General features: G+C 72.4%; 19 protein-coding genes and 1 pseudogene. 11 read left to right on the forward strand and 9 right to left on the reverse strand.

Annotation, left to right across the window (positions count from 1 at the left end):
* Positions 1-18: 18 nt before the first annotated feature.
* The 3 genes from ACHBTE_RS12145 to ACHBTE_RS12155 form a co-directional block, all read right to left on the reverse strand.
* A complete protein-coding gene (locus tag ACHBTE_RS12145; RefSeq protein WP_394723694.1) occupies positions 19-576 on the reverse strand; it encodes a PadR family transcriptional regulator in 558 nt (185 codons plus the stop codon).
* A gap of 53 nt (positions 577-629) precedes the next feature.
* Positions 630-2,645: an FAD-dependent oxidoreductase gene (locus ACHBTE_RS12150; RefSeq protein ID WP_394723695.1), complete on the reverse strand. Its 2,016-nt coding sequence runs from the start codon at positions 2,643-2,645 to the stop codon at positions 630-632.
* Positions 2,646-2,885: 240 nt separating this feature from the next.
* Positions 2,886-3,266, reverse strand: a complete 381-nt coding sequence (locus ACHBTE_RS12155) for a hypothetical protein (protein ID WP_394723696.1) — start codon at positions 3,264-3,266, stop codon at positions 2,886-2,888.
* A 415-nt stretch (positions 3,267-3,681) separates the two neighbouring features.
* Here ACHBTE_RS12155 and ACHBTE_RS12160 point away from each other — a divergent pair, with 415 nt between their 5' ends.
* Positions 3,682-5,763: a SpoIIE family protein phosphatase gene (locus tag ACHBTE_RS12160; RefSeq protein ID WP_394723697.1), complete on the forward strand. Its 2,082-nt coding sequence runs from the start codon at positions 3,682-3,684 to the stop codon at positions 5,761-5,763.
* A 51-nt stretch (positions 5,764-5,814) separates the two neighbouring features.
* On the opposite strand, the gene ACHBTE_RS12165 is transcribed toward ACHBTE_RS12160, so the two are convergent.
* Positions 5,815-6,642, reverse strand: coding sequence for a putative protein N(5)-glutamine methyltransferase (locus tag ACHBTE_RS12165; protein WP_394723698.1), 828 nt, complete (start codon positions 6,640-6,642; stop codon positions 5,815-5,817).
* 335 nt (positions 6,643-6,977) lie between these two features.
* On the opposite strand from ACHBTE_RS12165, the gene ACHBTE_RS12170 reads away from it, so the two are divergent.
* The 3 genes from ACHBTE_RS12170 to ACHBTE_RS12180 all read left to right on the forward strand — a co-directional run bounded on the left by ACHBTE_RS12170 (position 6,978) and on the right by ACHBTE_RS12180 (position 9,008).
* The gene (locus ACHBTE_RS12170) at positions 6,978-7,583 is read left to right on the forward strand and encodes a sulfite oxidase-like oxidoreductase (RefSeq protein ID WP_394723699.1); all 606 of its coding nucleotides are present in this window, start codon (positions 6,978-6,980) and stop codon (positions 7,581-7,583) included.
* Between the two features lies 1 nt (position 7,584).
* Entirely contained in the window at positions 7,585-8,340 is a 756-nt protein-coding gene (locus ACHBTE_RS12175; RefSeq protein ID WP_394723934.1) for a ferredoxin reductase, read from the forward strand.
* 83 nt (positions 8,341-8,423) lie between these two features.
* A complete protein-coding gene (locus ACHBTE_RS12180) occupies positions 8,424-9,008 on the forward strand; it encodes a hypothetical protein (RefSeq protein ID WP_394723700.1) in 585 nt (194 codons plus the stop codon).
* Between the two features lie 27 nt (positions 9,009-9,035).
* Here the strand turns inward: ACHBTE_RS12180 and ACHBTE_RS12185 are convergent, their stop codons facing one another.
* Complete coding sequence (locus ACHBTE_RS12185) at positions 9,036-9,206, reverse strand: hypothetical protein (protein ID WP_394723701.1); 171 nt, start codon at positions 9,204-9,206, stop codon at positions 9,036-9,038.
* A gap of 102 nt (positions 9,207-9,308) precedes the next feature.
* Here ACHBTE_RS12185 and ACHBTE_RS12190 point away from each other — a divergent pair, with 102 nt between their 5' ends.
* The 3 genes from ACHBTE_RS12190 to ACHBTE_RS12200 all read left to right on the forward strand — a co-directional run bounded on the left by ACHBTE_RS12190 (position 9,309) and on the right by ACHBTE_RS12200 (position 12,500).
* Entirely contained in the window at positions 9,309-10,277 is a 969-nt protein-coding gene (locus ACHBTE_RS12190; RefSeq protein WP_394723702.1) for an acetylxylan esterase, read from the forward strand.
* A 183-nt stretch (positions 10,278-10,460) separates the two neighbouring features.
* Positions 10,461-11,627 carry a serine hydrolase domain-containing protein gene (locus tag ACHBTE_RS12195; RefSeq protein WP_394723703.1) on the forward strand — a complete coding sequence of 389 codons (1,167 nt, stop codon included), beginning with the start codon at positions 10,461-10,463 and terminating at the stop codon, positions 11,625-11,627.
* Positions 11,628-11,756: 129 nt separating this feature from the next.
* Positions 11,757-12,500, forward strand: a complete 744-nt coding sequence (locus ACHBTE_RS12200; RefSeq protein ID WP_394723704.1) for a GntR family transcriptional regulator — start codon at positions 11,757-11,759, stop codon at positions 12,498-12,500.
* Positions 12,501-12,514: 14 nt separating this feature from the next.
* Here ACHBTE_RS12200 and ACHBTE_RS12205 read toward each other — a convergent pair whose 3' ends face one another.
* Complete coding sequence (locus ACHBTE_RS12205; RefSeq protein ID WP_394723705.1) at positions 12,515-13,273, reverse strand: class I SAM-dependent methyltransferase; 759 nt, start codon at positions 13,271-13,273, stop codon at positions 12,515-12,517.
* Positions 13,274-13,278: 5 nt separating this feature from the next.
* Positions 13,279-13,836: a PadR family transcriptional regulator gene (locus ACHBTE_RS12210; RefSeq protein WP_394723706.1), complete on the reverse strand. Its 558-nt coding sequence runs from the start codon at positions 13,834-13,836 to the stop codon at positions 13,279-13,281.
* A gap of 70 nt (positions 13,837-13,906) precedes the next feature.
* Between ACHBTE_RS12210 and ACHBTE_RS12215 the strand changes: the two genes are divergently transcribed.
* The 4 genes and pseudogenes from ACHBTE_RS12215 to ACHBTE_RS12230 form a co-directional block, all read left to right on the forward strand.
* Positions 13,907-14,305, forward strand: coding sequence for a nuclear transport factor 2 family protein (locus ACHBTE_RS12215; protein ID WP_394723707.1), 399 nt, complete (start codon positions 13,907-13,909; stop codon positions 14,303-14,305).
* Positions 14,306-14,402: 97 nt separating this feature from the next.
* The gene (locus tag ACHBTE_RS12220; RefSeq protein ID WP_394723708.1) at positions 14,403-15,230 is read left to right on the forward strand and encodes a class I SAM-dependent methyltransferase; all 828 of its coding nucleotides are present in this window, start codon (positions 14,403-14,405) and stop codon (positions 15,228-15,230) included.
* A gap of 246 nt (positions 15,231-15,476) precedes the next feature.
* Entirely contained in the window at positions 15,477-16,613 is a 1,137-nt protein-coding gene (rho, locus tag ACHBTE_RS12225) for a transcription termination factor Rho (RefSeq protein ID WP_394723709.1), read from the forward strand.
* Between the two features lie 93 nt (positions 16,614-16,706).
* A pseudogene (locus ACHBTE_RS12230) lies at positions 16,707-17,624 on the forward strand (D-alanyl-D-alanine carboxypeptidase family protein); the annotation flags it as partial.
* 38 nt (positions 17,625-17,662) lie between these two features.
* On the opposite strand, the gene ACHBTE_RS12235 reads toward ACHBTE_RS12230, so the two are convergent.
* Positions 17,663-19,036, reverse strand: coding sequence for a glycosyltransferase 87 family protein (locus tag ACHBTE_RS12235; protein ID WP_394723710.1), 1,374 nt, complete (start codon positions 19,034-19,036; stop codon positions 17,663-17,665).
* Positions 19,033-20,427, reverse strand: coding sequence for a polyprenol phosphomannose-dependent alpha 1,6 mannosyltransferase MptB (gene mptB, locus ACHBTE_RS12240; RefSeq protein WP_394723711.1), 1,395 nt, complete (start codon positions 20,425-20,427; stop codon positions 19,033-19,035). Before mptB ends, ACHBTE_RS12235 begins: the two co-directional genes overlap by 4 nt.
* Between the last annotated feature and the right edge of the window lie 29 nt (positions 20,428-20,456).

Raw genomic sequence — 20,456 nt, forward strand, 5'->3', positions numbered from 1 at the left:
CTCTGAGCCCCCACCGGTTCAGGCCGGTTCGTGCCCCGGCCCCGGCACATCGGCGAACTCGTCCAGTGCGCGGGTGAGCCACTGGATCCAGAAGGTCTCCAGGTCGATACCGGCGCGCAGCACCAGGTGGCGCAACCGGTCCGGGGCACTGTCCCGGTCGGACGGGAAGTCGCGCTGCTCGATCTCCTCGTACTCGGCCAACTGCCGCCGGTGCAGGTCGAGATGGCGACGCAGGTCCGCTTCGATGCCCTCGGTCCCCACGACGGCCGCGGCACGCATGCGCAACAGCAGCGTGTCGCGCATGGGCCGGGGGTCCTGGGACGCGCCGGCCCACCGGGCCAGTTCCGCGCGCCCCGCGGGCAGGACCTCGTAGCTCTTCTTCTGCCCACGGGCCGGCTGTTCGGACGGCAGGGTGCGGATCAAGCCCTCCGTCTCCAGTTTGCCCAGCTCGCGATAGATCTGCTGATGCGTCGCCGACCAGAAGTAGCCGATCGACTTGTCGAAGCGACGGGTCAGCTCCAGCCCCGAGGACGGCTTCTCGAGCAGGGCTGTGAGGATCGCGTGCGGGAGTGACATGGGCTCATCCTAGGGACGCGAGGAGGTCGCCCAGCGCGGGCGACCGCTCGCTCCTACAGCCTCGCCGCCAGCTCCGTGCCCTGCTTGATGGCGCGCTTGGCATCCAGTTCGGCGGCCACGTCGGCGCCGCCGATCAGATGCACGCTGCGGCCGGTGGCGCGCAGTGCCTCGTACAGATCGCGGCGCGGTTCCTGCCCGGTGCACAGCACGACGGTGTCGACCTCCAGGACCGTGCTCTCCTCGCCGACGGTGACATGCAGCCCCGCGTCGTCGATACGGTCGTAGCGCACGCCCGGGACCATGGTGACGCCGCGGTGCTTCAGCTCCGTGCGGTGGATCCAGCCGGTGGTCTTGCCGAGGCCCGCGCCGACCTTGGTGGTCTTGCGCTGGAGGAGGTGGACGGTGCGCGGCGGGGCGGGGCGCTCGGGGGCGGCGAGGCCGCCGGGGCCCGTGTAGTCCATGTCGACGCCCCAGAGGCGGAAGTACGTCTCGGGGTCCTCGCTCGCCTTGTCGCCGCCGTCGGTGAGGAACTCGGCGACGTCGAAGCCGATACCGCCGGCGCCGAGGACGGCGACGCGGTCGCCGACGGGGGCGCCGTCGCGCAGGACATCGAGGTAGCCGACGACGCTCGGGTGGTCGACGCCGGGGATGTCCGGGACGCGGGGGGTGACACCGGTGGCGACGACCACCTCGTCGTAGGCGGCCAGGTCGTCGGCCGACACCCAGGTGTCGAGGCGTACGTCGACGCCCTGCCAGTCGAGCTGATGGCGGAAGTAGCGCAGGGTCTCGTCGAACTCCTGCTTGCCCGGGACCTTGCGGGCGACGTTCAGCTGGCCGCCGATCTCGCTCGCGCCGTCGAACAGCGTGACCTCGTGGCCGCGTTCGGCGGCGCTGACGGCACAGGCGAGGCCGGCCGGTCCGGCGCCGACGACCGCGACGCGCTTGCGCAGCCGGGTCGGGGACAGGGTCAGCTCGGTCTCGTGGCAGGCGCGCGGGTTGACCAGGCAGGATGTGATCTTGCCGCTGAAGGTGTGGTCGAGGCAGGCCTGGTTGCAGCCGATGCAGGTGTTGATGGCCTCCGGCTTGCCGGCGGCGGCCTTGGCGACGAAGTCGGGGTCGGCGAGCATCGGGCGGGCCATGGACACCATGTCGGCGCAGCCGTCGGCCAGCAACTCCTCGGCCAGCTCGGGGGTGTTGATGCGGTTGGTGGTGACGAGCGGCACGGACACCTCGCCCATCAGCCGCTTGGTGACCCAGGTGTAGGCGCCGCGCGGCACCGAGGTGGCGATGGTCGGGATGCGCGCCTCGTGCCAGCCGATGCCGGTGTTGATGATGGTGGCGCCCGCGGCCTCGACGGCCTTCGCGAGCGTGATCACCTCGTCGAGCGTGGAGCCGCCCGGGACGAGGTCCAGCATCGACAGCCGGTAGACGATGATGAAGTCCTCGCCGACGGCCTCGCGCACCCGGCGCACGATCTCCACCGGGAAGCGCATGCGGTTCTCGTACGAGCCGCCCCAGCGGTCGGTGCGCCGGTTGGTCTGCGTGGCGATGAACTCGTTGATCAGGTAGCCCTCGGAGCCCATGATCTCCACGCCGTCGTAGCCGGCCTGCCGGGCGAGGCGGGCGGCGCGGGCGTAGTCGTCGATGGTCCGCTCGACGTCGGCGTCGCTGAGCTCGCGGGGCGGGAAGGGGCTGATCGGCGCCTGGAGCGGGCTCGGGGCGACGAGGTCCTGGTGGTAGGCGTACCGGCCGAAGTGCAGGATCTGCATCGCGATCCGGCCGCCCTCGCGGTGCACGGCGTCGGTGATGACCTGGTGCTGCTCGGCCTCCGCCTCGGTGGTGAGCTTGGCGCCGCCCTCGTAGGGCCGCCCCTCGTCGTTGGGGGCGATACCACCGGTGACGATCAGGCCCACCCCGCCACGCGCCCGTTCGGCGTAGAAGGCCGCCATGCGTTCGAATCCGCGCTCCGCCTCCTCCAGACCGACGTGCATGGAGCCCATGAGGACGCGGTTGGGCAGCGTGGTGAAGCCCAGGTCGAGCGGGCTCAGCAGGTGCGGGTAACGGCTCATCGGGGCCCTCCGTGCGGTGTCGTGCCTGACGTAGTTGTAGAGGACCGGACAGTCCTTATGCAACTAGTTGCACAACCGGGAGGGCGTGACAACGGCCACGGACACCTCGGACGGAGGGCGATCGCGGGTGCGCCGACGACCAGCCGCCGCACTGCTCGACGCCGACGCCGGGCCGTCATGAACGGCTGACGGGGCTCGTCATGAGCGGCTCATGGGGCGGTCATGAGTGGCCCCTGCCGGTCATGACGTGCCGGTGCGGCTCTCCAGCACCACGTGCAGCTCCCGCTCCTGGTCGCCCGAGGCCGAGGTGAGGTCGTGCACCGTGAACAGGGAGTCCAGCGTCGTACGCAGCCGCTCGATGGCCCAGTAGCCGCCCTGCGCGTCGGCCTCGACGGAGGCCGAGAGGCGGGCGGGTGGCGGACACTCCTGCGCGTCCGTGACCTCGAACGTGCCGAGCCACACCATGGGCCGGGTCTCATGGAGCTGCTGCGGCACGTCCTCGGGGCCCCGGTCGGACTCGAAGCACGCGCACAGCGCGTCGAAGACGATCCGGGCGTCCTCCTTGCTGCATCCGCTGATCTCGACGGAGACGGGTTCCTCATGCAGTCGTTCACGGTCCATCGTGATCGCTCCTCTCGTGGCCGCACCGCGGTACCACGGGTTGCCCGCGGAACCGGACCCAACCCCAAGAAAAGCAAAGCACCGGAGCCGGTCGAGCACTACCGGCGGAACCAGCGGCGTGACAACGTTGCCAGAGATGCAGGGCCATGCGAGCGACTCCTCGGGGTGGGGGCGTGTCGGCCGACAATCTGGCGGCGCGATGCGGTCATGTACAGACCAAGCGAATGGCCCTCCGGCGTTCCGTCGGACACAGTCACGTGCTCGGGTGCCGACTTCGACGGACGTGCACCCTCGTGTTGAGAGATGGTGGAGGAGGACGACCGAGGGGGCCCGGAGACGGTTGAACGCGGTAGAACAAGGGGAGTCGGCACGGGGGAACGGCGTGCCGCGACAACCGGTGAAGGCGGTGCGTGGGATGTCTGCAGCCGAACGCCCCGTACCCGAGGGCAACGAGCGGGTGCGCGGGCCGGTGGGTCCGAGCGGGCTGCTCGACGTCCTGGGCGTGGCCTCGGTGGTGCTGGACACCGACGGGCGCATCGTGCTGTGGAGCCCCCAGGCCGAGGAGCTGTTCGGCTATCCGGCGCGCGAGGCGCTCGGCCAGTACGCCGCCCGGATCATGGTCCATGAGCAGTACGTGGATCTGGTCGTCAAACTGTTCGCCGACGTCATGGCGACCGGTGAGGGCTGGGCCGGTGCCTTCCCCATCCGGCGCAAGGACGGCAGCACACGGCTGGTGGAGTTCCGCAACATGCGGCTGCTCGACGACCAGGGGGACGTCTACGCGCTGGGCCTGTGCGCCGATCAGTCGACGGTGCGCCAGGTGGAGCGGGACGTGGCGCTGTCCACGCGGACCATCGCGCAGGCGCCGGTCGGCCTCGCCGTCCTGGACACCGATCTGCGATACGTCTCGGTCAACCCCGCGCTGGCGACGATCAACGGGGTCGCCGCCGAGGACCACATCGGCCGCAGGCCACGCGACGTGCTGGTCGACCCCGAGGCCGCCGAGGCCCTCGAAGCGGCGCTGCGCGAGGTGCTGCGCACCGGGGACGCGCTGGTCAACCGGCGCATCGTGGGCCGTACACCGGCCGACCCGGACCGGCAGCACTTCTTCTCCGTCTCGCTCTACCGGCTCGAGGACACGACCGGTACGGTGCTCGGCGTCGCCGGCATGGCCGTGGACGTCACCGAGCAGCACCAGGCCGCCGTCGAGGCCGAGACCGCACGCCGCCGGCTGGCCCTGATCGCCGACGCCTCCACGCGGATCGGCACCACCCTCGACCTGGACCGTACGGCGCGTGAGCTGGCCGATGTCGCCGTGCCGGAGCTCGCCGACGTGGCGGCCGTGGATCTGCTCCAGGCCGTGGTCGAGGGCAGACGCAGCAGCCTCGCGCCCTCCGAACCGGCGGTGATCCGCGCCCTGGCCGTACGGGCCGGTCATGCCACCGAGGCCCTGAGCGCCGCCGACCCACCGGGCCAGGTCGCCCGCTACGGCCCCGACCGCCTGGTCACCGAGTGTGTGCGCACCGCGAGCCCGGTCATGATCGCCCAGGTCGGGGAGGCGGACCTGCCGCGTATCGCCCGCTCCCCCGAGGCCGCCGTCCAGCTGGCCCGCGCGGGCGTGCACTCCTATCTGGCGGTGCCGTTGATCGCGCGCGGCGAGGTGCTCGGCGCCCTCGATCTCAAGCGGACCCGCAATCCGCTGCCGTTCAGCGAGGACGACCTGTTGCTCGCCCGGGAACTCGCCGCCCGCGCGGCCGTGCAGATCGACAACGCCCGCTGGTACCAGAACGCCCGCGACACCGCCCTGACCCTCCAGCGCAGCCTGCTGCCCAGCCACCCGCCGGTGACGGGCGGTCTGGAGGTCGCCTCCCGCTACCAGCCGGCGGGCGCCAGCGCGGAGGTCGGCGGCGACTGGTTCGACGTGATCCCCCTGGAGGGCGGCAAGACCGCGCTCGTCGTGGGCGATGTGATGGGCAGCGGCATCGACGCCGCCACGACGATGGGCCGGCTGCGCACCGCGACGCACACCCTGGCCTCCCTCGATCTCGAACCGACCCGGCTCCTGGAGCACCTCGACAAGATCACCGAGAACCTCGACCACTCCATCGCCACCTGCGTCTACGCCGTCCACGACCCGCAGCTGCGGCAGTGCAGGATCGCCAACGCCGGGCATCTGCCGCCGGTGCGCGTCCGCCCCGGCCGGCCCCCGGAGCTGCTCGAACTGCCCACCGGGGCGCCGCTGGGCGTCGGCGGCGTCGCCTTCTCGACGACGACCCTCGACCTCGATCCCGGCGACCGGCTGGTGTTCTACACGGACGGCCTCGTCGAGACCCGCCAGCACCCGCTGGACGAGCGCCTCGACGCGCTGCTGGAGCTTCTCGAAGGCCCCGACCGCCCCCTCGAGGAGTGCTGCGACTTCCTCCTGCGCACCCTGCACCAGCCGGACAACTCCGACGACGTCGCCCTGCTCATCGCCCGTGTGCTGACGCCCGATTGACGGGCGGGGCGGCGGCTCCCGGTGAGGGGCCGGGCGGGGCCGGGCCGAGGGTCACTTCGGTGCGGCCGACGCCCGGTTGAGGCCGATCACGATGTGCGCGTACCACTCCTCGGAGAAGGCCAGGTGGGCCGCGAGTCCGCTGCGTGTGAAGGTCTCCACGGCCGTCGGGGCCTGGCGTTCGCTGGTCTCCACGAGCAGGCAGCCGCCGGGCGCCAGCCATCGGGGCGCCTCGGCGGCGACCCGGCGCAGGACGTCCAGCCCGTCCGGACCGCCGTCCAGCGCGACGTGCGGCTCATGGTCGCGCGCCTCCGCGGGCAGGAAGGCCACCTCTTCGGTGGGGACGTACGGCACGTTCGCCGCGAGGACGGCCACCCGGCCGCGCAGGCCGTCGGGGAGGGCCTCGAACAGATCGCCCTCGTGGACCTGGCCGCCGAACGGCGTCACGTTCCGGCGGGCGCAGCGTACCGCCGCGGGATCGATGTCGGCCGCGTGCAGCTCGACGGGGCCGAGGGCGGCGGCCAGTGCAGCGCCGACCGCCCCCGTGCCGCAGCACAGGTCGACGACGACGCCCGCGTCGGGGGCGTGCGCGAGGGCCTGTTCGACCAGGAACTCGGTACGGCGGCGGGGTACGAAGACGCCGGGTTCCACGGTGATGCGCAGACCGCGGAACTCGGCCCAGCCGAGGACGAGTTCGAGGGGGAGCCCGGTGACACGGCCGTCCACCATGGCGGCGAGCTCCTCCGGGGTGCGGGCGGCTGCCAGGATCAGCCGGGCCTCGTCCTCGGCGAAGACGCAGCCGGCGGTGCGGAGGGCGGTGACGACGGCGGCTCGGGAGAGCGGCGAGGGAGCGGAGGGCGACGAAGCGGAGAGAGAGGGCATGGAAGCCGAGAGCCTTTCGGAAGCCGAAGGATGCTCTCGCGGTCGCCTACGGGCGGTGACCCGCGCCGACTCGAGAGGAGAGCACCCGACCTGACACAGCGGTAATGGGTCTCACCTCCTGGGATCCGTACGACCGGGGCTGTCCCGACCGAAGGCTCACCCTACCCCAACGATCACGCCTGTTCTTCCGTGCGCGTACGGTTGTATGCACACCCCACGATTCACACTCAACGGCTCACATCCCACAGTCACAGCCCACCGTTCACAGCCCACAGCTCATTGCTCACACGCGACCCGCGGGCCGTCACCGACGGCGGCCTGGAGGCATCACCCGCATGCACGTCACCCGAGGCTTCACCGGACGCCCACGCGCCCGCAACGCCGCTCTGCCACCCGGCCAGTACGACACGGGCGACGACTGGCCCGTCCTGTCCGCCGAGGTCACGCCCGAGCTGACGCCTGCCGAGTGGTCGTTCCGGATCGACGGCCTGGTGGCGCAGCCGCGCACCTGGAGCTGGGAGGAGGCGCACGAGCTGCCGGCTTCGGTGTACCAGGGCGACATCCACTGTGTGACGAGCTGGTCCAAGTTCGGCGTGCGGTTCGGGGGTGTCTCGCTGGACGCCTTCCTGGCCATGGTCCGGCCCCATGTGTCCGCCACACATGCCGTGGCCTACGCGCACACCGGGTACACCGCCAACCTGCCGCTCGCCGACCTGACCGGCGGACGGGCCTGGATCGCCTGGGAGTACGACGGGCAGCCGCTCGCCCCCGAGCACGGCGGCCCGGCGAGGCTGCTGGTGCCGCACCTGTACTTCTGGAAGAGCGCCAAGTGGATCGCCGGTCTGCGCCTCCTCGACCACGACGAACCCGGGTTCTGGGAGCAGAACGGCTACCACGCCCGCGGTAACCCCTGGGAAGAACAGCGGTACTCCGGTGACTGACGTGTTCGACGTGACTCCCCCGACCCGGTTCGCCGTGCCCGGGCGAATCGCCGTGGACGGCCAGGCGACCGCGGTGTGGCAGACCGCCACGATCGCCGAGATCCGTCCCGAGACCGCGCGGGCCAGCACGTTCCGTCTCGCGGTGCCCGCCTGGGCCGGCCATCTGCCCGGCCAGCACCTGCTGTTGCGGCTGACCGCCGAGGACGGCTATGTGGCCCAGCGCCACTACTCGATCGCTTCCGCGCCGGACGACGACTCCGGGCACATCGAGCTGACCCTCGACCATGTGGCGGACGGTGAGGTCTCCGGCTGGTTCCACACGGTGGCGCAGGTGGGTGACACGGTCGAGGTGCGCGGCCCGGTCAGCGGCTTCTTCGCCTGGCCCGGCGACCGGCCCGCGCTGTTGCTCGGCGCCGGTTCCGGTGTCGTACCGCTGATGTCGATGGTGCGGCACCACCGGGCGCGCGGCCTGGACGTCCCGCTGCGGCTGCTGGTGTCGGCGCGCAGCCCCGAGGAGCTGATCTACGCGCGGGAGTTCGGCGCGGAGACGACGCCCGTGTTCACACGGAGCGCGACGGCAGGTGTGTCCGTGGGACGTATGGCCGCAGCACATGTGGCGCCGCTACTGGCCGATCCACCTCCGGGTGGGTGGGAGGCCTATGTGTGCGGCTCCAACGGGTTCGCGGAACATGCCTCGCGCCTGCTGGTGGCGGCCGGGCAGCCTGTGCACAGGATTCGGATCGAGCGCTTCGGCTGAGCGCTTCGACTGAGCGCTCAGCCGGGCGCGAGTCCCTGCGGCTCGTCGGGAACGATGTCCGGTGTCCGGGGTACCTGAACGGCATGCGAAGCCGGGTGCGTGGGTGGCGTCGGCGACACGGTCCGCTGCGGCGCCGTTCGGATGTCGTCGAGGCATGGACCGTGCTGGCCGCGGCCGTGCTGCTGTTCGTCGGCGCGCCCCTGGCCGGGCTGGTCGCGGCCTGGTGGGCCCATGACGTGGCCCGGGCGACGGTCCAGGACCAGCGCGCCGAGCGCCGTCCCGTACGGGCCGAGGTCATGGGCAGGGTGTCGGACGCGCTCCCGCTGACGCAGGGTGGTCGGCGGTCGTCCACCAGGATGACGGTCCGTTGGACGGAACCGGGAGGGGCCTGGCGTACGGCCACGACGTATGTCCCGGCCGGGACCGGCGCCGGCGACACGGTCGAGGTGTGGCTCGACTCCCGGGGCCGGGCCGTGGACCCGCCCCCGGACGGCACGGCGGTCTGGGAGCACACCGTCACGCTCGGTGTGTGTGCCGCCGGTGGCGCGGTCGCCGTGATCCTGTTCGGCCACGCCGTCGTACGGCGTGCCGCGATGCGGCGTCGCCTGGCGGAATGGGAACTGGAGTGGGCTCGCACGGAGCCGGACTGGACGCGCCGAAGGGCATGACCCCACCTCTTGCGCCCCTCGTATGCCTCACGGGGCAGCCACCCGGTTCATTCCGGCCTCTCCCGCGCCGGTGACCCGGCCTCCGCTGTCGGCCGGCCGGCCACCGGCGAGCTCCAATCCGTCGTCCACGACCAGCAGTTCGGCGGCTTCGACCAGCAGTTCCGCGGTCCGGACCGGGGCTTCGACGGCAGACGTCATGGCGCCATCGCGGGGGGCATGAAGGGGCGGGACCTGGCGAGTCCTCCGACCTCCCGCGTACGGTGTGATCACTGACAGTCACTCTCCGCGAAGGCGGTCCAGATGGCCCTGTTCGACCTTCCGTTCGACGAACTGCGCGAGTATCGCAGCGGCTCCGCCGAACCCGAGGGTTTCGACGCGTTCTGGTCCACAACGCTCGACGAGGCCCGCGAGCACGAGCTGGACGCCCGCTTCGAGCCGGTCGACACGGGGTTGTCCACGGTGCAGGTGTACGACGTGACGTTCGCCGGGTTCGGCGGCCACCCGGTGAAGGGCTGGCTGCGGCTGCCGACGGGGGCCACGGAACCGCTGCCGCTGATCGTGGAGTTCATCGGATACGGCGGTGGGCGCGGTCTGCCGCACGAGAATCTGCTGTGGGCGTCCACGGGCCGCGCGCATTTCATGATGGACACACGGGGGCAGGGCAGCGCATGGGGCGCCGGTGGCGGGACGGCGGACCCGGTGGGGTCCGCGCCGGCCTATCCCGGTTTCCTGACCCGGGGCATCGACGCGCCCGAGAACTACTACTACCGCCGGGTGTTCACGGACGCGGTGCGTGCCGTGGAGGCCGCCCGTTCACATCCGCTGACCGACGCCACCCGCACCGTCGTCATCGGCGCGAGCCAGGGCGGCGGCATCACCATCGCCGTCGGCGGCCTGGTGCCGGACCTCACGGCGATCGCGCCGGACGTGCCGTTCCTGTGCGACTACCCGCGCGCGGCGACCCTCACGGACCGCCATCCCTACCGCGAGATCGGCCTCTATCTCAAGACGCACCGGGGCCGCGGCGAGGACGCCCTGCGCACCCTGTCGTACTTCGACGGCGTCCACTTCGCGTCCCGCGGCCGGGCGCCGGCCTTGTTCTCGGCGGCCCTGGAGGACCAGACCTGCCCGCCTTCGACCGTCTTCGCGGCCTTCAACGCCTGGGCCCACGAGGAGAAGTCCATCGAGGTGTACGACTTCAACGACCACGAGGGCGGCGGCCCGTTCCAGGAGGCGGCCAAGCTGGAGTGGCTGCGTACGCGCGTGTGAGGGACCTGGCCGACGCCGCGGCCATGGCGTCGCGGGGTCGGGAGGCGGGGAGTCCTCCGGGTGCGTTCGGCGCGTTCGGCGCGTTCGGCACCTTCCGTCCAGTCCGACCAGTCGGTACGTTCAGGGCGGCCCGGTCGCGATGGCGCGGACCTGGGCTTTTTGGTGGCAGACGAAGGGTGACCCATGACGGAGCACGAAGCCCAGGTGCACGGTCACTGCGATCCGCGGTTCGCGGCGGTGCGGACGGCGTTCGAGGCGAACTTCCGGGAGCGTGGGGAACTGGGCGCCGCGGTCGCCGTGACGGTCGGCGGCCGGACCGTCGTGGATCTGTGGGGCGGATGGGCCGACATGGCTCACAGCCGCGCGTGGGAGCGCGACACGCTGGTCAATGTGTGGTCGACGTCGAAGGGACCGACGGCGCTGTGCGCGCACATCCTCGCCGACCGGGGGCTGCTCGACCTCGACGCACCGGTGGCGGCGTACTGGCCGGAGTTCGCCGCCGCGGGAAAGGAGCAGATCCTGGTACGGCATCTGCTGTCGCATCGCGCCGGATTGTCCGGGCTGCGGGAGCCGCACTCGCTCCAGCAGCTGCTGGATTGGGAGTTGACGACCCAGCGGCTCGCCGCGATGGAGCCATGGTGGGCGCCAGGAACGGTGTCCGGGTACCACGCCCTGACGTACGGCTTCCTGGTCGGGGAGGTGGTACGACGGGTGTCGGGGCTGCTGCCGGGGGCTTTTCTGGAGCGGGAGGTGACCGGGCCGCTCGGCATCGACTTCGCGATCGGGCTGCCCGAGGAGGAGTCCGGGCGGGTGGCCGAGCTGGTACAGCCGCCCGTCCGGAGGGCCGGCGAACAGGCGGCGGTCTTCAGCCAGTTGGCGCCCGCGGCGCTGGCCGCACTGGCCAACCCGGCCGTGGGGGCGGCGCAGGCCAACTCGCCCGAGTGGCGGGCCGCCGAGATTCCCGCCGCGAACGGGCACGGCACGGCACGGGCGGTCGCCGCCCTGTACGGGATCTTCGCGGGCCGCGGATCGCACGACGGGCACCGCGTCCTGTCCGCCGAGGCGGCCGAGCGGGTGCGCGAGGGGCAGGGCGGCTGCCGCGATCTGGTGCTCGGCGCCGGCTTCGAACACGAGACCGAGGTCGCGCTCGGCCTGTGGCTGAGCGGGCCGAACGGCTCGTACGGGCCCAACCCGCGGGCTTTCGGACACGACGGCTTCGGCGGGTCCTGTGGTCTGGCGGATCCGGAAGCCGGTGTGTCACTGGGCTATGTGATGAACCGGATGGGCCCTCATATCGCCGATGACCCACGGAAGACGGCGCTGATCGAGGCCCTGTACGGCGCGCTGTGAGGGCCGGCCGGCGGGGGCCGTTTCGGCCGAAGTGACAGGCCACCCTTCCGTGTTGGTTTAGACCAATGCTAGACCTGGTGGCGCACCGAACCCGCACGACTACCACACGTCACCAACAGGAGGCGCGGCATGGCCCGCACCACCCCGCACGACCGCCCGCTCACCGAAGCGCAGTCGCTTTACGGGAGAATCGCCACCCAGTTGCTCGGCGAGCTGCGCGACGGCAGCATCCCGCCCGGCGAACGACTGCCGGGGGAACGGCAGTTGGCGGAGCACTTCGGGGTCAGCAGGGAGACCGTACGGCAGGCGCTGGAGGTGCTGCGCCGCAGTGGCCTGGTCGCCACCGACCGGCGCGGCAGCCATGCCACCCTGCCCGGTCTGCCGGTCGAGACCCCGACGTCCCTCACCTTCCCCGTCGGCGCCCGGGCCACGGCACCGGGGGCCGTGCACCGCGCCACGGTCACCTGGGAGACTCCCCCGCCGGAGCATGCCGAGGCGCTGGGGCTCGCCCCGCACCGCGCGACCCTGGTCCATCGCTACGAGTCCGCCGGGGCCGACGGGCGCGGCCGGCGTACGGCCGTGACGTCCTTCTCCGCGGTGGCCCTGACCGAGGTGGCCGAGCTGGGCCGCTATCGCGATCGCGCCGACGGCACCGGGTCGGCCCAACTGCGGCGCGCCTACGACTGGATGCGCCAGGCGGGCCTCACCCTGCATCACCGCGATGCCATCAGCCGGCTCCCCGGCGCGCCCTCGGTGCGGGTCACGCGACGGGTGCACGACCAGTACGCCCGCCCACTGGAGATCACCGACCTGGTCGTGGACGCCCAACAGGACGCGCTCGTCTATGAGTTCACGCTGCCCGCGGCGGTGTGAGCACATGCGGCCCGTCACTCCCCGGGGCGCCGCGCCACCACCAGCCGTACGCGCGGGCTTCCGTCGCGGCGGCTGCCGAACACGTCCAGCGCCTGGAGCTCCACCCGGAAGCCGGCGCGTTCCAGCTCGCCACGCACCTCACCCAGCCGGAAGGACCGGTAGTACATGACGAACGGCGGCCGCCACACGGCGTTGCGCACCCGCATCACCGCGTCGAAGCCGAGCAGCATCCAGTAGGCGGGGTCCACGGGGCGGGGCGGGGCGACGACCGGCAAGGCGAAGGCTCCCCCGGGACGGAGGACGGAGTGGACCCCGGCGAACAACCCGGGCAGCTCGCGTGGCAGGAAGTGACCGAAGGCCCCGAAGCTCACCACGAGGTCGAAGGCGGTGCGGAACGGAAGGGCCCGCGCGTCCGCCCGAACCCACGCGACGCGGGGCTCCCCGGCCGCCGCCTGAAGCTTCCGCGACGCGCCGCCCTCCATCCGCTCTCGCGCGACGTCGAGCATGCCGGCGCTGAAGTCGATCCCCGTGACACTGCGCCGGCACACCTCGGCCAGTACGTCCACGCCCGCGCCCGTTCCACAGCACAGGTCGAGGCCGTCGTCGTAGGGCCCCGTCCGCGCCAGCGCCTCCTCGACGGCGGAGAGCACCGAGTCCGGCGTACGGAACGGTGTGTGGTCGAACTTCGGGGCGAGCAGGTCGTATCCGCGCTCCACGGACGACAGGGCCTGGACGGCGAGTTCACGCAAGGAGGGGCCTTCGGGGCTGAACATCCCGGTCACCTCGCGGCGACGCGTTGCTTCAGGACCGTGCGGACGCGGTCGCACCAGCGCAGGTTCTCCTCCTCGAAGGCGATTCCGGCCAGCAGCGTCAGATACGGCCCGATGCGGTCGGAGTCGCGCAGGTAGGCGTCCTCGGTCCGCCCGTCGAGGAGGCGCTCGCGGACGCGTTCGTAGCGGTCGAGCTTGGCGCGCGCCCAGGTCCCGCGCTCCTCGACGAGGGCGCGGGCGGCCTCGGGGTCGTCCATGGCCTGGACCTTGATCAGGAGCTCGTCGCGGATGGCGGTGGGCCGCCGGGGCGGCTCGGCCGCGAAGGCCCGCAGATCCTCCCGTCCGGAGGCGGTGAGCGTGAACATCCGCTTGTTGGGCCGCCGTTCCTGCTGCACGAACCGTGCCTCGACCAGACCGTCCTGCGCGAGGCGTTCCAGCTCGCGGTAGAGCTGCTGCGGGGTCGCGGGCCAGAAGTTGGCGAACGAGACGTCGAAGAGCTTGGACAGCTCGTAGCCCGAGGCCTCGCCCTCCAGGAGGGCGGCGAGCACGGCGTACTTGAGGGACATGTGGACACCGTAACAGCGGGTGATTATTGTCATCGGCACCTACTCAACTAATTGACTATGAGGTGATCCGATGCGCGCGTTCCGTGAAGCGGTCGAGGCCGGCGACGCCGACGCCGTCGAGGCCCTGCTGGCCGAGGATGTCGTCTTCACCAGCCCGGTCGTGTTCAAGCCGTACGCCGGCAAGGCCGTCACGGCGGCGATCCTGCGCGGTGTCGTGCGGGTCTTCGAGGACTTCCGCTATGTGCGCGAGATCGGCGACCCGGAGGGCCGGGACCACGCGCTGGTCTTCACCGCACGGGTGGGTGACCGGGAGATCACCGGCTGCGACTTCCTCCGGGTGAACGAGGACGGCCTGATCGACGACTTCATGGTCATGGTGCGTCCGCTGTCCGGGGCGCAGGCACTGGCCGAGGCGATGGGTGCGCAGTTCGACCGGATCCTCGAGGAGGCCGAGGCCCGGCCGGCGTAGCGGCCCGCCGGACGCGGCCCGCCCGGACCCCACGCCCGGGCGGTCCCCGTCCGGGTTTCTGCCGCGCCGCCCGGCGCGTTCGCGGTTGGATGTCCTCATGACGACCGACGAGCACGCACGGATGATGTCGGCCAACCAGGCGAACTGGGACGCCCGCACCCCCGTCCACCTCGCCAGCCGGTTCTACGGCCTCGACCAGGACCTGGACCCCGCCCGCTGGTTCGCTCCCTTCGAGTGGGACGATCTCGGCGAACTCGCCGGCCGCGATGTGCTCCATCTCCAGTGCCACCTCGGCACCGAGACCCTCGCCTTCGCCCGGCGCGGGGCGCGGGCCGTCGGCCTGGACTTCTCCGCGGCCTCGGTGGCCGCCGCGGACGACATCGCCCGCAGGGCAGGGCTCGACGTCACGTATGTACGGGCGAACGTGTACGACGCCGTGGAGGCCCTGGACGGACGGCAGTTCGACGTGGTCTACACCGGCAAGGGCGCCCTGTGCTATCTGCCCGATCTGGCGCGCTGGGCGGGCGTGGTCGCCCAACTCCTGCGGCCGGGTGGCCGGTTGTCGGTCGTGGAGTTCCATCCGCTGCTCAACTCCCTCGGCCCCAAGCCCGGCCCCGGCGAAGGCCCCGAGCTGCTGCTCCGCCACGACTACCTGGGCGGCAGCGGTGCCGTGCACCGGGACGCGACCCGCACCTACACCGACGGGCCCGCCGTCGAGGGCGCCACGGACAGCTTCGAGTGGATGCACTCACTGGGCGAGGTCGTGAACGCGTCGGTGGGTGCGGGGCTCACCGTCCGGCGTCTCACCGAGAGCGACGAGCTTCCCTGGCCGCGCTGGCCGCGGATGGTCCGCACGGCGTCCGGCTGGTGGCGGCTGCCCGAGCCGCGCATCCCGCTGCTCTACGGACTCCTCGCCACGCGCTGAACCGTCGTGGTACGGTCGCAGCAGCACTTGTGTACGCCCGGATGAGGGCGCCGGTGCCAGTTCCATCCTCAGTCCGCCGGTCGGCGTACCGGCTTCTTCTCACCATCTCGTGATCAGCGGTTGGGCCGTGTCCGAGGTGCTGTTCTCCGCCGCTCGAAGGCGCCTTTCGTCCGCCTTCCCGATGTCCGCGGCACTCCCTTCCTTCCGCATGTCTCAAGCCTTCCGTCCGTGAAAGGACCGACCACCATGACCACCACACTCGAACAACCCCCGGTACGGCAGCAGCCCCCGGCGCGTCCCGTGACCGGTGTGCTCGACATCGACGCGAGCGGGAAGGGGCACCTGCGCGCCGAGGACCTGCTGCCCTCGCCGGCCGACCTCCAGGTCTCCCCCGCGCTGATCCGCCGCCACGGCCTGCGCAAGGGCGACCTCGTCGACGGGGTCCGCGGGGAGCGGCGCGCCCTCACCGAGGTCGCCCTGGTCGACGGGCGCGCTCCCCGGAAGAACCGCCGCGTCTTCGGCGAGCTGACGCCGCTTCACCCGCGTGAGCGGATCCGGCTCGAGCATCCCGCGTCCGGTCCGACGGGCCGGGTCGCCGACCTGATCGCCCCCGTCGGCAAGGGGCAGCGCGGCCTGATCGTGGCCCCACCCAAGACCGGCAAGACCGTACTGCTCCAGCAGATCGCCGCGGCCGTCGCCGGTAACCACCCGGAGTGCCGGCTGATGGTGGTGCTCCTCGACGAACGCCCCGAGGAAGTCACCGACATGCGGCGTTCGGTGCGGGGCGAGGTGTACGCCTCGACCTTCGACCGGGCGCCCAAGCAGCACATCGCGATGGCGGAACTCGTGATCGAGCGGGCCAAGCGGCTCGTCGAGGCGGGCGAGGACGTCGTCGTCCTGTTCGACTCCCTGACCCGGCTGTGCCGGGCCCACAACAATGCCGCCGCGGCCGGCGGCCGTACGCTGAGCGGCGGCGTCGACGCGGCGGCCCTGCACGGCCCGAAGCGGTTCTTCGGTGCCGCGCGGTGCGCCGAGGAGGGCGGTTCGCTCACCATCCTCGCCACGGCGCTGGTGGAGACCGGCTCCCGCGCCGACGACTTCTTCTTCGAGGAGCTCAAGAGCACCGGCAACATGGAGCTGCGTCTCAGCCGGGACCTCGCCTCCCGCCGCGTCTTCCCCGCCGTCGACCTCACTCCCTCCGGCACCCGCCGCGAGGAACTCCTGCTGTCCGCGGCGGAGTTGCACGCGGTGCGCGGTCTGCGCCGGGTCCTGCGGGGCCGGGACGGGCAGAGCGGCCTGGAGACCCTGCTGGAGCGCATGCGCGAGACGCCCGACAACGCGACGTTCCTGCGGCGGATCCAGCCGACCCTGCCCGCTGACTGACATGTCGTCCGGGCGTCGCCCGTCCGGGTGCAGGCGCGGCCCGTCCGGCCCGGGCAGCACTATGCGGGGCGGCACACTTCCTACGTTGACGGTATGAAGATCGGATTTACCTCCCGGATCCTCGTGTCCACATGCGCGCTGTGTGCGGCCGGCCTGCTGTCGCTCGCCCCGGCCACCGCCGTCACCTCAGCCACCGCCGTCACCTCAGCCACCGCCGCCACTCCCGCCGACGGCGGCCCCGACCGGCCGAGCGAGCAGCGGGCGGCGCCCCCGGCGCCCGCGCTGCTGTACCGGTCCGGCATCCATGTACGGCCGCACGGCGGGGCACCTCGGGTGCCGCGTGTCTCGGCGCTGGCCTGGCTGGTGGCCGACGCCGAGTCCGGTGAGGTGCTCGCCGCCCGTGAGGCGCACCGGGAACTGCCGCCCGCCAGCACCTTGAAGACGCTGTTGGCGCTGACCGTGCTGCCCACCCTGCCCGGCGGCATCCGGCACCGGGTGAGAGAGGAGGAGCTGACGGGCATCGGACCCGGCAGCAGTCTCGTCGGGGTCGCCGAGGGACGGGTGTACCAGGTCGCCGATCTGTGGCGCGGAGTGTTCCTCAGCTCCGGCAACGACGCGGTGCGGGTACTGGCCGCGATGAACGGCGGCTGGCGCTTCACTGCCGCACGTATGCAGGAGAAGGCCCGTGCCCTGGGCGCCCTCGACACCAAGGTGCTGTCGCCGGACGGCTACGACACCCCGGGCCAGGTCTCGTCGGCGTACGACCTGGCGGTATTCGGCCGGGCGGGGCTGCGCAGGGCGGACTTCGCGCGGTACTGCGGCACCGCCGGGGCCTGGTTCCCGGGCCGGGGCGGCACGTCGTACGAGATCCGCAACACCAATCGGCTGCTGACCGGCGCGGACGGCGTGGAGCGCTACCCGGGGATGATCGGCGTCAAGAACGGCTACACCAGCAAGGCGGGCAGCACCCTCATCGCCGCCGCCCGCCGGGGCGGTCGCACCCTCGTCGTCACAGTGCTGAACCCTCGGGCGGGCGGCGCTCACGCCGTCTACGAGGAGGCCGGCGAGCTGCTCGACTGGGGGTTCGGCGCGGCCGGGCGGGTCGAACCGGTGGGGTCGCTGGACGCCTTGCGGGCCAAGCCCAGACCCGGCCCCGTGAACGAGCCCGTGGCCGCCGAGGCCGGACCGCGGGGCGGGGCCGGCGGGGTCGGCGCTGTGGGCTGGCCGGAGGCGTGGGCGATCGCGGGCGCCGCCGGGATGGGAGCCGGCGCCATGTCACTGGCACTGCGCGGCAGGGGCGTCGAACGGTCGGCGCAGGACTGACCGATCGGCAGGCGCAGCAGCAGGGCGAGGGTGATCCAGACATAGGTGTTGCTGCCGAGGAAGCCGTCGACTCCGGAGGCGTCGTCGAACCAGAGCCACACCACGCTGGTGCACAGCAGCGCGTACAGCCCGCCCGCCACCCGTGGGTGCCCGGCACGGACCAGGACGGCGAAGGAGGGCAGCAGCCACACCAGATGGTGCACCCAGGTGATGGGGCTGACCAGGCAGGCGGTGAGTCCGGTGAGGGCGAAGGCGGCCGTCCAGTCCCCCGCGCCGACGGCCCGGCGGGTGCGCACCGCCCACACGCCCAGGACCATGAGGACCAGCACCGCCCACACCGCACGGTCCGTGAGGTCCAGCCGGGCCAGGACGCCCTGGAGCGACTGGTTGGAGACGTAGTCGAGGCGGCCGATCCGCGTGGTGTCCCCCATGGCGTGCGTCCAGTAGAACCGGGAGGCGTCGGGAACGATCCAGGCCGCCAGTGCCGTCGCGGCGAGGGCGACGGCGGTCGCCACGGCCGCGGCCCGCCGGCGTCCCGCCACCAGCAGCAGACCGATGAATGCGGCAGGCGTCAGTTTGATCGCAGCGGCGAGGCCGATGCCCACACCCGCCCAGCGGCTCCGTCCGGTGGCCAACAGGCGGCAGTCCAGGAGCACGAGGGCCAGCAGCAGGATGTTCACCTGGCCGAAGCTCAGAGTGTCCCGGAGCGGTTCGAAGAGGGCCAGCGCGCAGGCGGCGAGCGCACAGCCGTACCAGCCGTGGCGCCGCAGGGCCCCGCCCGCCAGCACGTGCAGCGCGAAGCCCAGCGCCGCCAGGTTGAGCAGCAGCGCCACCGCGACCGCGGCATGCAGACCGAGCAGGGACATGGGCAGCATGGCGACGGCGGCGAACGGCGGATAGGTGAAGCCGTAGGCCGTGCCGGGCACCCGGTAGTCGTAGATACGGCCGCCGTGGTGGATCCAGCTGTCGACGGTGCCGTGGTAGACGCGCAGGTCGAACCAGTCACGCAGCAGCGGCACGGTCGCGGTGAAGGCGGTCACAGCGGCGGCCAGGACGAGGACCAGGGCGAGCCGGCCGGGGTCCGTGCGCGGAAGCCTCATGCGGTGCGCTCCCGTGCCGGGGCCTGCGCGGCCAGGTGCGCCTGCCACAGGACGACCACGGCGAGGGCGCCGCCCGAGACGGCCAGGACCAGCTGCCCCAGGTCCGCGGGCCCGCCGCTGGGCAGGGCGGCCAGGGCGAGCACCCCCGTCAGGGCCGCCGGCCGGTACCGTGCCGAGGTGCTGGGCGCGGCGGCGGCGATGAGGAACAGGCCCCACAGCGCGTACCAGGGGCGGATCGCCGGTCCGAACGCGGCCACGGTCGCGAGGCTCAGGCCGAGGGCGTACACGGGGTGCGGTCGGCGGCGCCACCAGATGAGCACCACGACAGCCGCTGTGACGACCAGTCCGACGGTGTGCCATGCGGGGACGGCCAGCGGTGCCAGATCGCTGCCGGCCCGGTCCAGCAGCGAGGCGGTGGCCCGGCCGAGCAGGCCGGTGAGCGCCCAGTTCTGCGGGGAGACCGGGGTGTCCAGGGCGTGTATCCAGCCGTATCCCGTGCCCGCGACGGTCGTCGCCGCGACCGTGGTGGCGGCGCAGGCCGCGCCCGTGGTCAGGACCGCCTTGGCCGGGTGACGGCCGGCCCGTGTCTGAAGGGCGATCACCGCGGCGAGGCCGAGGACGGCGGGCACCTTGACGAGGGCGGCGAGGGTGACGAGTACGGCACCCAGGGCGGGCCACCGGCCGAGGGCCGCGACCAGGCCGGCGCCGAGCAGGCCGAGCATGAGGGCGTCGTTGTGGGCACCGGCGACCAGGTGCAGCAGCACGAGCGGGTTCAGTGCGCCGAGCCACAGCGCGGCGGCCGGGTCGGCTCCACCGTGCCGGGCCAGGCGCGGCAGCACGGCCACCATCAGGGCGACCCCGAGCAGCGCCATCAGGCGCATGCCGAGGAGCCCGGTGGGCAGTTCGGCGCCGGTGAGGCCGGACAGCGTGGAGGCGATGCCGAGGAACACCGGGCCGTAGGGGGCCGCCGTGTTCCGCCACAGCGGGGCGACCTCGTCCGCGAGCGGGCCGCCGAGGTGGGCGGGGCCGTACGCGTACACGTCGAGGTGGGCGTCGACCATGGCGCCCTGGGCCAGATAGCTGTACACGTCCCGGCTGAACAGCGGGGGTGCGATCAGCAGCGGAGCGGCCCAGATCGCCAGCACCGGCAGCAGGGCGCGCGGGGCGGGCGGGTCGGCGCCGCGCACCAGCCGTCCGAGCAGCAGCCAGGCGGCTATCAGCAGGACCAGTCCGAAGTAGACGCCGACCAGGCCCAGGGCGGCGTGGACCGAGCTCGGGGCGAGGAGTTCCCGGACCGGCAGCGCGCCGGACGTCTCACCGCCCAGGGCGAGGGAGGCGGTACCGGCCAGACCGAGCATCTGGCAGCGGCGGAGATCGACGGGGAAAGCCATGGCCAACACTCGGTCAGCGTGTCAACGCA

Origin of the sequence: Streptomyces sp. M41 (assembly GCF_043673425.1) — a bacterium.
Taxonomy (GTDB): Bacteria; Actinomycetota; Actinomycetes; order Streptomycetales; family Streptomycetaceae; genus Streptomyces.